The sequence below is a fragment of the Bacillus sp. 205(2023) genome (assembly GCF_037027485.1).
GTDB classification, from domain to species: Bacteria; Bacillota; Bacilli; order Bacillales; family Bacillaceae; genus Bacillus; species Bacillus halotolerans.
On sequence record NZ_JAXCHF010000001.1, the window covers coordinates 164,333 to 178,595 of the forward strand.

The window sequence follows — 14,263 nt, forward strand, 5'->3', positions numbered from 1 at the left end:
GGTTGGCGAAGGGGAATATACCCTTTGCTTATGTTGAAGGCAAACCAATATCCCGATCGATGGCGTACAAGATTCTCAGGGCAGCTGCTGAGTATGTAGGTATAGACGAAATTGAAACCCATCCGTTGAGGAAAACATTTGCTATCACTTTTACAAACTGAGATATTTAACCACTCGGACCAGCGTACAACGCTCGTTATATCGGAATCAATTAAGACGCAATGAAGAAATTCAAAATATAACCAGGCTTATCCAAAATAACAAGGATGGGTCTTTTTCTTTTCATTTTTCGTCAATTTTTCAAAAGTAACAGGTATGTAATTCATTTTAGGGATATGGCTTTAAAACAGAGACGACAAGGGATTGAAACAGTTCGACGAGTTACACAGTATAAAACGTATGGGGAGCATAGAAAAAAGGGTATTATAAATAAGAAAAAGGGGTCAGAACTTGAAAATTGATAAAAGAACTGCTGTTGAAATAAGTGTCAAAGAAGCAGCTGAAGAATTACGTAAATTAATGGATGAATTACATTAATTGTACAAGCACTTTGCTTTTGTGAAAGTGCTTTTTTATATTCTCTGTAAACTGCTTCCGGTAAATCTCAGGATAGACAATTGGCGGTACGGTGGCAGTTTAGAAAGAATAAATATGTGATTAAAAGGGAATCGTTCGACAAATTTTGCGAACTGTTTCATTTCTAGTCCTCTTGTCTGATAATAAATCTAGAGGTGAAAGTTTATGAAATTTGAAATTGTTTTTTGGTTTGATAATGAAAATATAAGAACAGCTAAAGTAAGTGCAGAATCTGAGAAAGCACTTATAAAAGAATTGCAAGAATGTGAACATTGGTATGAGTTTCAAGATGGTAAGCGTATAGCAAATGTTAATATGCGACTTGTAACGCAATTTGATGTGAAAAGAAAATAAAAAAGCATCCCTCGGGGTGCTTTTTTATTTGGGTAGTTGCGCGATGCAGTTGCACATGTGAACAGAGGAAAGGAACGTATGGGGGAGGGATTTACTTTTGTCTATTAAAAAGTAGTTTGAAACAATCATGTAAGGTATACTCTTCTCATAATGGAGGGAGTTACATGAAATACATAATAATTACTTTGATATCTATTGGACTGCTTGCTGGCTGTTCAACCAGCAATGAAACGAAAAACAATGACACTACGAAACAGAATGAAATAAACAAGGAATCAAACACAGATGGGTTGTCTATAGTTGATGCTGGTGTTACTCAAGAAGACGAGTCTACAGACACAGCACGTACAGAAGTTAACGAAACAGTAAAGGAAATTGCTACTCAAGCGTCATACAAAGAATTAAATGTAAACGATCCACCAGTTGATAAAGTTGTTAAGATAACTGGCACAATCGAGAGTGTAATGGATGAAGGTGGTGCTTTGGATTCGTTTATAATTTCTCAGGAAGAAGATGGTGAAAAGTGTTTGTATCAAGTGATGAACATGAGTTACTTAACATTAACTAAGGGTGATAAGGTTTCAGCTTACGGCCCTGTGCAAGAAGGTGAAGAGACACCGATGATTACAGGCGTCCTAGTAGAAAGAGAGTAAGACATCCGATTGGGTGTCTTTTTATATTGGCAAAGGAGAGAGATTATGAATAGGATACAAAATATTCGAAGGAGAATTAAAGATGACTAAACAAAATTCATTAAAAAGATTTCATATGTATCTTCACTTGCGAATGAAAGGACAAAGAGTGAGGGCTATGCTCTTAAGCCTTGAACCGCCTCTGGTTGCCCATTCCTGCCTCACCCGTAGCCGGGGCTGTGATGCACACTAGACACAGCAACAAGAAGAAACGAAACCATAACAAGTTTTTAGACATATTTTGATTTTTGTTTTGCATTCGAGGTTTTATTCCTCTAATTGTTTTACACTTTCTCGTTGACTATATAGGAATTGAGGCGACGAACATGTCATTACAGCATAAAACCGCTTGAATCAATCACAAGCGGTTTTTTATCGGTTTATGTTTTAGGCTGATCATCAAATGCTCGTTCAATGAACGCCATAAATGCTGATATGACAAAGAGTAATGCGTCCGGGATATAAATAGAATCCATAAAGTAATCTACTAAACAAATTGTTATGAAATTAGCGATGAAATAAAAAACAAATGTGAAAAGTGCTGTTTTTCTGATAGAAAGTGAATGGATCATGATCAAAGAAACGGCTTTTGTTAGAGGGTCTATAACCAGTCCGGCAGCAAAGCATCCCAATATAAAAAACAATAAGGTTTGATTGGAATCGTATGTGATGCCGAGGATGGCAAATAGCCCTTTCATGCCGAAGAAATAACCGCCGAAGATCACAGCAGCTGCAATTGTGATAAGGAGGGCAATGGATACAATCACTATTATTTTTGAGCTTGGTTTTAAGTCTTTAAATGGCGTGTCGTGTTCTTTCTGGCTCACGTATTACACTCCTTACATGTTAGTGATTCACAATACAGCAGAACTCATCCCGAATATACTAAAATAATAATAAAAACAGGATATGTTTCCTAGGCAAGTGCCTAATGAAAAAAGCGAAAATCCGGCAGGTATACTGAGAAAGCAGTGGCTTTTTTCATATAAGCTCCTTATCTAGATGACTTGCATAAAGTGTAACATATATTTACAAAAGTGAAAAAATCCTTTTTCTATTGAAAAAGGATTTTTTAGCGGGACTAATTTTAACTTCTGAGATTTTTTGAAGCTTTCGCTTTTTTCGGCCAGATAAAATAACTGGCGGTGATCAGGCAATCAATGCCCAGAATGACTGTCCATAGCTTTAAAACACTGCTCAGCGCTTCGGTACGGGCAGCATCATTAATAAAATAAATCATCCCGGCCAGCAGCCCGGCACCAATCAGATAAGCGAGCACATGTCTGATCAAGCTTTTCGCATAATGTTTCGCATGATCCATTCCATAGCGCACAAGCGGTTTTGAGCCTTGCTTTGTTACATAATAACGGAATTTTTCATCCGCCCATTGGATCATTTGCTTGCCGAAAGCGATCGATACGCCGATGTACACTGCCGCAATCGCGTGTGCAGTAGTCGCAACGGCTCCGCGGTATAAGTCCGCAGACGTCATTACTAACAAAATCAGGTCAATGACAGGGGTTAAGGCAAAAAGAAGCAGCCCTAATTTATCTTGTTTAAATAGATAGCGTACGACAAGGCCTAACACTATTACAACCCAAAATCCTATTTCGCAGAAGACAATCATCCAAGCGACACTGTTCAATCTGTTCCCCTCTTTCCAATACAGTTGTATTATTTAATATGATTTTACCATCTGCGTTTTTATAAAACAACTGTATTATAAAAATTGCTCTCTGATTTTTTTCTTGGTAAAATAAAGATATGCCAAAACAAATTGACCATGAAAAAAGAAGAAAACACATTGCAGAAGCGACATGGCGGGTGATTTTAGAACGAGGGATGGAGGGGGCCTCAGTCAGAAACATTGCCAAAGAAGCAGGACTGTCGTTAGGTGCGCTTCGCCATTATTTTTCAACTCAGGATGAATTGCTTGTTTTTGCAATGAAACTTGTGAAAGAAAAGGTGACAGCCCGCATTAATGCAATTGCTGCCCATGATTTGCCGCCTAAAGAAAAAGCGTTACACATACTGCTTGAAATTGTCCCGACAAATGCTGAAACGATTAGAGAGATGGAGGTATGGTTTGCTTTTACTGTTTATGCGAGACATAAAGACAATATGTTTGATGCGGGACATGACGAAATTTACAAAGCAATTCGAAATCTGATTGACTACTTGGACCAGCTTCATTTATTGCAAAAACATGCTGATAAAGAAATAGAAGGAGAGAGGCTGTACGCCTTAATTGATGGCTTGGCTTTACATGCGATGTTTGACCCTCGCCGTGTGAATAAAGAACGGATCAAACGTGTTATGATGCAGCATTTACAATCTATATGCGTGGATGAATCAGCCCAAGAGTGAATAGGTCACTGCAAAAAGTTATTCTTAATGGACAAGTCTCCAAAAAGAATAACTTTTTTTATGAGAATCAAGCCGTAACTGCAAGAATGAATTGAAGAATGGAAAAGCCGCATGCCGTTTGGTAAAGTGGGAATGGAAGAGAGAATGAAAGAACTTCATATTGATAGGAATGGTGAAAATGGTTACTTATGCGGTACATACGATCAAAACATTTCATCACAGGTGGACTAACTATTGTTACATCATTGAAGATATTGTTAGCCGATCTGCGATAGTTGTTGATCCATCATGGGAATTGAGTAAAATAACTAATAAACTTTCTGAGCTGGAGGTTGATTTATCAGCAATTCTTTTAACGCACTCTCATTATGATCATGTAAATCTTGTTGAACCGCTCTCGGCATTATTTCATCCTCAAGTGTATATGTCGAAAACAGAAATCGACTTTTACCAATTCAGATGCAAAAACTTAATTGCTCTTCAAGACCTTGAAACCATCAGCATAGGAATGACGAAAGCGCAATGTCTGCTTACACCTGGGCATACAGCCGGCGGGATGTGTTATTTGTTTTCAGAAAGTATATTCACAGGAGATACGATTTTTACGGAAGGATGCGGGATATGTGAAGATCATGGCAGTTCCGCAGATGATATGTTCGATAGTGTTCAGAGGATAAAATCCATCGTTTCCCCAGAAGTGCGGGTTTATCCGGGGCATTCATTTGGTCAAGCACCAGGGCAAACAATAGGTGAGCTTTTAAAACATAATATTTATTTTCAGATTGATAAAAGAGAATATTTTGTGAAATTCCGCAATAGAAAAAATCAAAGAGGCATTTTTGATTTTAAATAAGTTTTTCCCGAAATCATTCTATTAGACTATTTTCTTTCTGCATCCGAAAGATTTGCCTTTTGAAAAATGATGACAAAGCACGGGTTGATTTTATTAAGTAATGAAATGAAGCTTATGTATCATCATCTTTTGGCACAAATGATATGCAGGTCTATTTTCTTATGTTTTACAGCGTGTCCTGATTCTTTATACCTTTATGGAAAAATGCAGAGAAAAAACGATGGAAAGTGTAGGAAAAATTAACTTGACGGATAATATTTACAGAGGTTACCATCAACATGAACATGCTACTATTTATTCGGGGCAATACTTATATTTTCTATAACGTAAGTCAGCAGGTAATTATATATGCGGGGAAGGGTGGCTTTAATAGAATGATCACATATGTTTTTCCGGGACAGGGTTCACAGAAACAGGGAATGGGCAGTGAGTTATTTGATGAGTTTAAAGAACTGACGGCACAAGCAGATGAGATCTTAGGGTATTCTATCAAACGCCTATGCATAGAGAATCCTTATTCAAACTTAAACAAAACGCAATTTACTCAGCCGGCCTTATATGTAGTGAACGCATTAAGCTACCTGAAAAAAATACAGGAAACAGACATAAAACCCGATTTTGTTGCCGGGCACAGCCTTGGAGAATACAATGCGCTATTTGCGGCTGAAGTCTTTGATTTTGAGACGGGGTTAAAGCTTGTCAGAAAAAGAGGCGAGCTGATGAGCATGGTAAGCAACGGCGGTATGGCGGCCGTTATGGGACTAAATGAAGAACAGGTTTCAGAGGTTTTGATAGATCATCATTTACATGCGATTGACATTGCGAATGTAAATGCTCCTTATCAAATTGTGATTTCAGGTCAAAAAGAAGATATTGGCAAAGCCGCATCCATCTTTGAAGCCAAAACAGACGTTACGATGTTTCTCCCCTTAAACGTCAGCGGTGCGTTTCATTCCAGATACATGAATCATGCAAAGCAGGAGTTTGAACAGTTTCTTGACACTTTTCATTTTGCTCCTTTGTCTATTCCGGTTATTTCTAATGTATATGCCAGACCGTACTCTTCTGAAGTAATTAAGCCGACACTGGCGGATCAAATCAACCATTCGGTAAAATGGACTGAAAGTATACGCTTTTTAATGGAAAAAGGTCAAATGGAGTTTGAGGAAATAGGACCGGGAAATGTGTTAACAGGATTGATCCGCCGCATTGAAACAGATGCGGAACCTATGACACGTTAAACCGATTTCTATACCAAAAGGCCTCAAATTCGGGTCTAAAGTATACGTGATGCATGATTCGATAGACACTGTTAAAACTGAAAGAATTTATATACTGTTACATAAAGAGGCTGATAAAAAAAGTTCGCTCTCTAGCGGACATTTGCACTATCGCAGTCAGTTTTTATATTACGATAAACCATCGCTCTCCTTTCAAGAGAACCGCCCTTTATTTCAAAAACATCTAAGTCATAATAGAGTCGATGTTTTTGGCGATGCCAAAATGATTCACATCAAATTCAGATACTTCCAAGATCACTTCATTAACGAGCTTCCACATCCAGAACAACAAAACCAAAGCATTTTTCCATTCATGTTATAAACCATATAACGAGGCTTTTCTCACAGCCAGCCAGCATCATCATATTTCCGTAACTCACCTTTAAATACATAAAAAAGAAGGTTATACAAATGAATGAACCACTCGTTTTTATGTTTTCCGGACAAGGCTCTCAGTACTATCATATGGGAAAAGAATTATTCAGCGGAAACACCGTTTTTCGCCAATGTATGCTTGAAATGGATGCCATTGTCTCTGGGCGAATCGGCATATCTATAGTCAATGAAATGTATCATCCCGCTAAGCGTGTATCGGATCCGTTTGACCGTGTCCTTTATACGCACCCCGCTATTTTTATGGTTGAGTATTCTTTATATCGGGTTTTCGCAGAAAAGGGAATCCAGCCTGATTACGTGCTTGGGACAAGTCTGGGAGAATTCGCGTCAGCTGCTGCTTCCGGTGTTTTAGACGCAAAAGAGATACTGGAATGCATACTTGAACAGGCTACCGTCATCGAAAAATACTGCGATAAAGGAAAAATGCTGGCTATACTCGACAAACCGCAACTATTACTTGATCATCCGCAGCTATTTGAAAATAGTGAATTAACCTCCATTCATTATGATTCGCACTTTGTCATTTCGGGAGAAAGTGAAAACATACAGCAGATCACTGATGTCCTGAGAGAGAACGAGATTCTCTGCCAGTCGCTGCCTGTATCCTACGGATTTCATTCTTCCCTTATTGATCCTGCAAAAGATGTATATAAAGAATTTTTAAGATCAAAATCTTTTAAACACCCTTCAATCCCGTTGGTATCCTGTTTAACGGGAAGCAGCATTCGCGAGATTCATAACGATTTCTTTTGGGATACTGTAAGAAGACCAATGAGATTTCGAGAAGCTATTCAATTTTTGGAAAGTCAGCATACTTGCCATTTCATTGATTTGGGGCCTTCAGGAACCTTAGCTGCGTTTGTTAAACAATTAATCTCGGGAGATTCAGCGAATCGCTGTCATTCAATCATCACACCATTTCATCAGGAGCTGAAAAATCTGGAGATGGTTGAGCGTTTACAGAAACTAGAAAGGAAGTAAACAAGATGATTACATATGTTTTTCCGGGACAAGGCTCCCAGCAAAAAGGAATGGGACAAGGACTTTTTGAGCAATATCAGCATTTGACGGACCAAGCAGATCAAATACTTGGATATTCAATCAAAAAACTCTGTACTGAAAAAGGCTATTTCGATGTCAATCATACTCAATATACTCAGCCGTCTTTATACGTGGTCAATGCACTCAGTTATTTGAAAAAGCTGGAGGAGACCGGCGAAAAACCTGATTTTGCGGCGGGGCATAGCTTAGGAGAATACAACGCGCTGTTTGCAGCAGGCGCATTTGACTTTGGAACAGGCTTAAAGCTGGTGAAAAAAAGAGGCGAGCTGATGGGACGGATTACTGGAGGCGGTATGGCTGCGGTGATCGGTTTAGATAAGGAACAAGTTACAGCCGTATTAGAAGAACATCATTTACATACGATTGATGTGGCAAATGAGAATACACCTCGGCAAATTGTGATTTCCGGGCAAAAAAAAGATATTGAAAAAGCTGGAGCTGTTTTTGAAACCATCCAGGATGTAAAGCTGTTCCACCCATTAAACGTAAGCGGAGCTTTTCATTCCAGGTATATGAATGAAGCAAAACAAGAATTTAAGCAATTTATAGAAACATTCCATTTTGCGCCTTTGTCTTTTCCGGTTATCTCGAATGTTTATGCAGAGCCTTATCAACAGGAAAGGCTAAAAGAGACCCTGTCTCAACAAATGAACAGCACAGTTAGATGGACAGACAGCATTCGTTTTCTTATGGGAAGAGGAGCAATGGAGTTTGAAGAAGTCGGTCCTGGAAAGGTGTTAACCGGCTTAATTACCCGCATAAAAAATGAAGCGGAGCCGTTAACACATCATGCTGATACAACAGAGAAAAATGCCTTTCCCGGCCAGCAAAATGAACAAGCAGAAACTGACGCCCATTCAGCTCGAATGTCTGCTGAGATTACAGCTCATTCATTAGGAAGTGCCGAGTTTAAAAAAGACTATCAACTTACATATGCTTATCTTGCAGGAGGAATGTACCGCGGTATTGCTTCGAAAGAAATGGTTGTAAAGATGTCAAAAGCGGGGATGATGGGGTTCTTTGGCACGGGCGGTTTGGATCTGAATGACGTTGAGGATGCGATTCTGTCTATTCAAGGCAAATTGGGGAAGGGACAAGCCTATGGCATTAACCTGGTGCACAATATGAAGCATATTGAATCAGAAGAAAAAATGATTGATCTTTTATTGAAACATAATGTGAGACATTTGGAAGCCTCCGCATTTCTAAGTGTCACTCCTGCTTTAGTAAGATATCGCGCCAAAGGATTGAAACGGCGCCCAAACGGTGAAGTGATATGTGCAAATCGAATGATAGCGAAAATCTCAAGACCGGAGGTTGCCGAATCCTTTATGAGTCCTGCGCCGGAGAATATGGTAGAAAAGCTTTTAAGAGAAAACAAAATCACAACTAGTGAAGCTGAGTTATTGCGGGAGATCCCTGTGGCAGAGGATATTTGTGTGGAAGCCGACTCAGGCGGTCATACGGACGGCGGTGTCGCATACAGCTTGATGCCGGCGATGACATTATTAAGGGACGAAATGATGAAAAAGTATCGATATAACAAAAAAATACGCGTCGGTGCGGCAGGCGGGATAGGAACTCCTGAGGCGGCGATGGCTGCCTTTATGCTCGGTGCTGATTTTATCTTAACCGGCTCAATCAATCAGTGTACGGTTGAAGCGGCCACAAGTGACAGAGTGAAAGATTTATTGCAGCAAATGAATGTTCAAGATACGGCGTATGCGCCAGCGGGTGATATGTTCGAATCGGGCAGCAAAGTGCAAGTGCTGAAAAAAGGTGTGTTTTTTCCATCGCGAGCCAGCAAGCTGCATGAACTTTACCAGCGATTTGGATCATTGAGTGAGATCGATCAAAAGACCTTAACTCAGCTTGAGGAGAAATATTTTAAACGCAGTATCGAAAAAATATATGAAGATATTAAATTACATTATCCATCGGCAGAGATTGAGAAGGCTGAACGGAATCCGAAACATAAGATGGCATTGATTTTCAGATGGTACTTTAGGTACAGCTCGCAATTGGCGATCAGCGGAAGCGAAGAGTCTAAAGTCGATTACCAAGTTCACTGCGGCCCGGCGTTAGGGGCTTTTAATCAATGGGTGAAAGGCTCGGAATTAGAGAGCTGGCGGAACCGTCATGTGGATGACATCGGGAAAATATTAATGACAGAAACCGCAAAGTTACTTAACGACAGAATTGCATTATTTTCTCAAAAGGCGCTTTAAAGTCTATTGTGCAATAATAAAAGATTGAATATTGCGAAAAAACTGGGCCGAGCCTGCATGTTTAACATTCCATTTAAAGGAGAGACAAACGTTATGAATAAACAGAAAGTCTTCGAAGTATTGATTACTAATATTTGTGAGGTTCTTCCGGAATTGGACGGACACCGTTTTGAGCCTGAAGACCGATTAGCTGATTTAGGGGCTGATTCTGTAGACAGGGCTGAAATTATAACCATGGTGCTTGAGGATTTATCATTAAAAATCCCTCGTGTCGAGCTGTCTGGTGTGAACAACATCGGCGAATTAGCTGAGGTGCTTTATGACAAAGTACAATCCGCCTGAGATTCTGGTGACCGGTGTCGGAGTAACGGCAGCGATCGGCCAAGGAAAAGAGGCTTTTGTTTCTTCGTTGTTGTCTGGGAGGCATGCCTTTGAAGTGATGCAGCGCCCTGGCAGACAAAAAGACAGCCGGTTTATTGGAGCTGAAATTCCTTCGTTATCTTATCCGGACCGTCTTTCTAAGAAACTGCTAAGAAAAGCGTCATTTTCCAGCCGAGCTGCTTTGGTTACTCTCTCAGAAGCCTGGGAGGAGGCGAAGTTAGACGATGCTGGTTCCGCACGTATCGGGCTGGTAGCAGGAGGATCGAACTTTCAGCAAAGAGAGACCCTCCAGCTTTATGAGAATTATAGGGACCGCTCTGGTTTCATGTCGCCAGCATATGCACTGTCTTTTATGGATAGCGATCTTTGCGGTCTTTGTACAGAACAGTTTGGAATTACCGGTTTAGCTTATACGGCGGGAGGTGCTTCCGCAAGCGGCCAGTTAGCGGTGATTCAAGCAATTCAGCAAGTCCTGTCAGGAGAGGTTGATATTTGCATCGCACTGGGGGCGTTAATGGATATTTCCTATATGGAATGTGAGGCGCTCAGGGCTTTAGGCGCTATGGGAACGGATAAATATGCTGATGAGCCGGAAAAAGCGTGCCGTCCCTTTGACCAGAACAGAGATGGATTTATTTATGGAGAATGCTGCGGCGCATTGGTGATAGAACGAAAAGATACGGCTGTCCGCCGGGGCGTAAAACCCTATGCTGCATTGTCTGGATGGTCAATCAAAGTAGATGGGAACCGCAATCCTGATCCTTCTTTAGAAGGGGAGATCTATGTCATACAAAAGGCATTGGAGCGAGCCGGTCTCACACCTGAAGAAATTGATTACATAAACCCCCATGGCACGGGTTCTTTCATTGGAGATGAAATTGAATTGAAGGCGCTGCATGCTTGCGGTCTTTCTCATGCTTATATAAACGCAACAAAGTCAATAACCGGGCATGGGCTCAGTGCAGCAGGCATTGTTGAGATTATTTCTGTATTGCTTCAAATGAAAGAATCACGCCTGCATCCGAGCCGGAATTTACATGATCCAATCGATCCTTCCTTGCATTGGGTGACGGATCAATCAATTTCACACGACATAAAAAACGCGTTGAGTTTAAGCATGGGTTTTGGCGGAATGAATACCGCTGTTTGTATACAAAACATTGAAAAATGCGGAGGCGAATCATAAATGGTTTCTGCTGGAATAGAAGCGATGAATGTCTTTGGCGGAACGGCATACCTTAATGTCATGCAATTAGCCAAGCACAGACATTTAGATACTGCTAGATTTGAAAATTTATTAATGAAGGAAAAAGCGGTAGCACTGCCTTACGAAGATCCTGTGACCTTTGGAGTGAATGCGGCTAAACCGATTATTGATTCACTAAGTGACGCAGAGAAGGACAGGATTGAATTGCTGATCACCTGTTCCGAATCTGGGATCGATTTTGGAAAATCATTAAGCACCTATATCCATGAATACTTAGGGCTTAATCGCAACTGCCGTTTGTTCGAAATAAAGCAAGCCTGTTATTCAGGAACTGCCGGATTTCAAATGGCAGTGAATTTTATATTATCCCAGACGTCTCCGGGTGCCAAAGCACTGGTCATCGCCAGTGATATTTCCCGTTTTTTAATCGCTGAAGGCGGAGACGCTTTAAGTGAGGATTGGTCCTATGCCGAACCGAGTGCCGGAGCGGGAGCAGTGGCTGTTTTGATAGGCGAAAATCCCGAGGTGTTTCAAGTTGATCCCGGTGCAAACGGCTATTACGGCTACGAAGTGATGGATACGTGCCGTCCCATTCCCGACAGTGAGGCGGGAGATGCTGACCTGTCTTTAATGTCATATTTGGATTGCTGTGAACAAACGTTCTTGGAATATCAAAAACGTGTACCCGGGGCTCATTATCAAGATACGTTTCAATATCTAGCCTACCATACGCCTTTTGGCGGGATGGTGAAAGGGGCGCACCGGACGATGATGCGTAAGATGGCAAAGGCGAAAACGGCTGAGATAGAAACTGATTTTTTGAAACGGGTACAGCCTGGATTGCTCTACTGCCAAAGGGTCGGAAACATTATGGGAGCCGCATTGCTTCTGGCGTTGGCTAGCACTATTGACAAAGCGCAGCTTGACTCGCCTAAACGAATCGGCTGTTTCTCCTATGGTTCAGGCTGCTGTTCTGAATTTTACAGCGGAATTGCAACGCCTCAAGGCCAACAACGCCAGCGCTTATTTGAAATCGAGAAGCACTTGGACAATCGATATCATCTTTCAATGGATGAGTATGAAACGCTGTTCAAGGGAAACGGGATGGTCCGGTTCGGAACTCGTAATGTCAAGCTGGATCTTGAGATGATTCCGGGGGTATTGCAGTTTCATCAAGAAAAGCCGAGGCTGTTTTTAGAAGAAATTTCTGAGTTTCATCGCAAGTACAGGTGGATGTCGTGACATACCAAACAATTAAGGTCCGGTTTCAAGAGTCAATTTGCTATCTAACCTTTCATCGTCCTGACGCTAATAATACGATCAATGACCAATTAATCGATGAATGTTTACATGTGATGAATCAATGTGAGACATCTTCCGTTACGGTCATTGTTTTAGAGGGGCTCCCGGAGGTATTTTGTTTCGGAGCGGATTTTCAAGAAATATATCAGGAGATGAAAAGCGGCAGAAAACAAGCGAGTGCTCAAGAACCTCTCTATGATTTGTGGCTGAAATTGCAGACTGGTCCTTTTGTCACCATTTCACATGTGCGTGGAAAAGTAAATGCCGGAGGTCTTGGATTTGTGGCTGCCAGTGATATTGTCATTGCGGATCAAACTGCATCATTCAGTCTGTCCGAGTTATTATTTGGTCTTTATCCAGCTTGTGTGCTGCCATTTCTGATTCGCAGGATCGGCTATCAAAAAGCGCATTATATGACATTAATGACAAAACCGATTTTTGTTCAGGAAGCCATGGAATGGGGCTTGGTAGATGCCTGTGACGCTCAAAGCGAGGTCCTGCTTAGAAAGCATTTATTGCGCTTGCGGCGGTTAAATAAAAAGGCAATTGCGCGGTATAAACAGTTTATCAATTCATTGGATGACCGCCCTCGCCGTACGAAATCCATGGCTTTAACTGAAAATCAAGACATGTTTTCCGACCCTCAAAATCAAATGGGCATCATAAGGTACGTCGAAACGGGGCAGTTCCCTTGGGAGAAGAGCCCGTAAACTGTGTGAAATACATACAATCAGAAACCGTTAGGAGGACATCATGACGCATTCTGTTGTAGAGCTTTTTGAAATCGAGCCCGCTATTATTCAGGTCAAGATGCATGACCGTGTTCATAAAAACGCGTTTTCGCAAGAACTCACAGACGGATTAATTCAAGCGTTCGAATTCATTCGCAATCAACAAAGCTATAAAGCAGTGATTTTAACGGGATACGACAATTATTTTGCTTCAGGCGGAACACAAGAAGGTTTGCTGAGAATCCAGCAAGGAATCACTAAGTTTACTGATGACAATCTCTATTCTCTGGCACTTGATTGCAGAATTCCCGTCATTGCTGCCATGCAGGGTCACGGAATTGGGGGCGGCTTTGTCATGGGGCTCTTTGCTGATTTTGTTATTCTGAGCAGGGAGAGCGTGTATACCACTAATTTTATGAAATACGGGTTTACACCGGGTATGGGAGCTACTTTTATCGTTCCCCAAAAACTCGGGTTCAGCTTGGCGCAGGAGTTATTAATGAATGCAGGCAATTACCGGGGAGCCGATCTCGAAAAAAGAGGAATACCCTTTCAAGTCCTCCCTCGATCTGAAGTTTTGGAGTATGCTGTGGAGCTGGCGCGTGAGCTGGCGGAAAAACCGAGAAACTCCTTAATTACATTAAAAGACCACTTGGTTGCGCCGCTTCGCGAGCAGCTTTCCCGCGTGATAGAACAGGAGCTCGTTATGCATGAGAAAACATTTCATCAAGACGAAGTCAAAACGAGAATCACAGGTTTATATGGGAATTAATTGATTTAGAAACGATCGTCGTGTGATACATAAAAATGTGCAGGTGAAATGGAGGCAGCTCT

Annotated in this window: 14 protein-coding genes and 2 pseudogenes; 14 read left to right on the forward strand and 2 right to left on the reverse strand. The window is 41.2% G+C overall.

Features of this window, described 5'->3' with window-relative positions; translation table 11 throughout:
• Positions 1 to 41: 41 nt before the first annotated feature.
• The 3 genes and pseudogenes from WA325_RS00810 to WA325_RS00820 all read left to right on the forward strand — a co-directional run.
• Positions 42 to 215 (forward strand): annotated as a pseudogene (locus tag WA325_RS00810) (site-specific integrase); the annotation flags it as partial.
• Positions 216 to 741: 526 nt separating this feature from the next.
• Positions 742 to 930, forward strand: a complete 189-nt coding sequence (locus WA325_RS00815) for a hypothetical protein (RefSeq protein WP_336183060.1) — start codon at positions 742 to 744, stop codon at positions 928 to 930.
• A 164-nt stretch (positions 931 to 1,094) separates the two neighbouring features.
• Positions 1,095 to 1,583, forward strand: a complete 489-nt coding sequence (locus WA325_RS00820) for a hypothetical protein (RefSeq protein ID WP_336183061.1) — start codon at positions 1,095 to 1,097, stop codon at positions 1,581 to 1,583.
• 419 nt (positions 1,584 to 2,002) lie between these two features.
• Here WA325_RS00820 and WA325_RS00825 read toward each other — a convergent pair whose 3' ends face one another.
• Both WA325_RS00825 and WA325_RS00830 read right to left on the reverse strand, forming a co-directional pair.
• Complete coding sequence (locus WA325_RS00825) at positions 2,003 to 2,449, reverse strand: YrvL family regulatory protein (protein WP_336183062.1); 447 nt, start codon at positions 2,447 to 2,449, stop codon at positions 2,003 to 2,005.
• 260 nt (positions 2,450 to 2,709) lie between these two features.
• Positions 2,710 to 3,267 (reverse strand): hypothetical protein, encoded by a 558-nt coding sequence (locus tag WA325_RS00830; protein WP_336183063.1) that lies wholly within the window; start codon positions 3,265 to 3,267, stop codon positions 2,710 to 2,712.
• Positions 3,268 to 3,386: 119 nt separating this feature from the next.
• Here WA325_RS00830 and WA325_RS00835 point away from each other — a divergent pair, with 119 nt between their 5' ends.
• The 11 genes and pseudogenes from WA325_RS00835 to WA325_RS00885 all read left to right on the forward strand — a co-directional run bounded on the left by WA325_RS00835 (position 3,387) and on the right by WA325_RS00885 (position 14,201).
• Entirely contained in the window at positions 3,387 to 3,989 is a 603-nt protein-coding gene (locus WA325_RS00835) for a TetR/AcrR family transcriptional regulator (protein ID WP_336183064.1), read from the forward strand.
• Between the two features lie 178 nt (positions 3,990 to 4,167).
• Entirely contained in the window at positions 4,168 to 4,842 is a 675-nt protein-coding gene (locus WA325_RS00840) for an MBL fold metallo-hydrolase (protein WP_044155824.1), read from the forward strand.
• A gap of 178 nt (positions 4,843 to 5,020) precedes the next feature.
• Positions 5,021 to 5,140: pseudogene (locus tag WA325_RS00845) on the forward strand (hypothetical protein); the annotation flags it as partial.
• Positions 5,141 to 5,216: 76 nt separating this feature from the next.
• Positions 5,217 to 6,083: an ACP S-malonyltransferase gene (fabD, locus tag WA325_RS00850; RefSeq protein WP_336183065.1), complete on the forward strand. Its 867-nt coding sequence runs from the start codon at positions 5,217 to 5,219 to the stop codon at positions 6,081 to 6,083.
• A 450-nt stretch (positions 6,084 to 6,533) separates the two neighbouring features.
• Positions 6,534 to 7,499, forward strand: coding sequence for an acyltransferase domain-containing protein (locus WA325_RS00855; RefSeq protein ID WP_336183066.1), 966 nt, complete (start codon positions 6,534 to 6,536; stop codon positions 7,497 to 7,499).
• Positions 7,500 to 7,504: 5 nt separating this feature from the next.
• Positions 7,505 to 9,808: an ACP S-malonyltransferase gene (gene fabD, locus WA325_RS00860; RefSeq protein ID WP_336183067.1), complete on the forward strand. Its 2,304-nt coding sequence runs from the start codon at positions 7,505 to 7,507 to the stop codon at positions 9,806 to 9,808.
• Between the two features lie 93 nt (positions 9,809 to 9,901).
• A complete protein-coding gene (locus tag WA325_RS00865) occupies positions 9,902 to 10,150 on the forward strand; it encodes an acyl carrier protein (RefSeq protein ID WP_024121473.1) in 249 nt (82 codons plus the stop codon).
• The gene (locus WA325_RS00870) at positions 10,128 to 11,375 is read left to right on the forward strand and encodes a beta-ketoacyl synthase N-terminal-like domain-containing protein (RefSeq protein ID WP_336183068.1); all 1,248 of its coding nucleotides are present in this window, start codon (positions 10,128 to 10,130) and stop codon (positions 11,373 to 11,375) included. Before WA325_RS00865 ends, WA325_RS00870 begins: the two co-directional genes overlap by 23 nt.
• Positions 11,376 to 12,638: a hydroxymethylglutaryl-CoA synthase family protein gene (locus tag WA325_RS00875; RefSeq protein ID WP_336183069.1), complete on the forward strand. Its 1,263-nt coding sequence runs from the start codon at positions 11,376 to 11,378 to the stop codon at positions 12,636 to 12,638.
• A complete protein-coding gene (locus WA325_RS00880; RefSeq protein WP_227599148.1) occupies positions 12,626 to 13,408 on the forward strand; it encodes an enoyl-CoA hydratase/isomerase in 783 nt (260 codons plus the stop codon). The genes WA325_RS00875 and WA325_RS00880 overlap by 13 nt, the downstream gene beginning before the upstream one ends.
• A 43-nt stretch (positions 13,409 to 13,451) precedes the next feature.
• The gene (locus WA325_RS00885; RefSeq protein WP_202852804.1) at positions 13,452 to 14,201 is read left to right on the forward strand and encodes a polyketide synthase; all 750 of its coding nucleotides are present in this window, start codon (positions 13,452 to 13,454) and stop codon (positions 14,199 to 14,201) included.
• The last annotated feature ends 62 nt before the right edge of the window (positions 14,202 to 14,263 follow it).

Bases quoted from the DNA above. Each gene is read 5' to 3' on its own strand.
- WA325_RS00835 (WP_336183064.1), top strand. From the start codon at position 3,387: ATGCCAAAACAAATTGACCATGAAAAAAGAAGAAAACACATTGCAGAA.
- WA325_RS00885 (WP_202852804.1), top strand. From the start codon at position 13,452: ATGACGCATTCTGTTGTAGAGCTTTTTGAAATCGAGCCCGCTATTATT.
- fabD (WP_336183067.1), top strand. From the start codon at position 7,505: ATGATTACATATGTTTTTCCGGGACAAGGCTCCCAGCAAAAAGGAATG.
- WA325_RS00820 (WP_336183061.1), top strand. From the start codon at position 1,095: ATGAAATACATAATAATTACTTTGATATCTATTGGACTGCTTGCTGGC.
- WA325_RS00815 (WP_336183060.1), top strand. From the start codon at position 742: ATGAAATTTGAAATTGTTTTTTGGTTTGATAATGAAAATATAAGAACA.
- WA325_RS00865 (WP_024121473.1), top strand. From the start codon at position 9,902: ATGAATAAACAGAAAGTCTTCGAAGTATTGATTACTAATATTTGTGAG.
- WA325_RS00870 (WP_336183068.1), top strand. From the start codon at position 10,128: ATGACAAAGTACAATCCGCCTGAGATTCTGGTGACCGGTGTCGGAGTA.
- WA325_RS00840 (WP_044155824.1), top strand. From the start codon at position 4,168: ATGGTTACTTATGCGGTACATACGATCAAAACATTTCATCACAGGTGG.
- fabD (WP_336183065.1), top strand. From the start codon at position 5,217: ATGATCACATATGTTTTTCCGGGACAGGGTTCACAGAAACAGGGAATG.
- WA325_RS00855 (WP_336183066.1), top strand. From the start codon at position 6,534: ATGAATGAACCACTCGTTTTTATGTTTTCCGGACAAGGCTCTCAGTAC.
- WA325_RS00875 (WP_336183069.1), top strand. From the start codon at position 11,376: ATGGTTTCTGCTGGAATAGAAGCGATGAATGTCTTTGGCGGAACGGCA.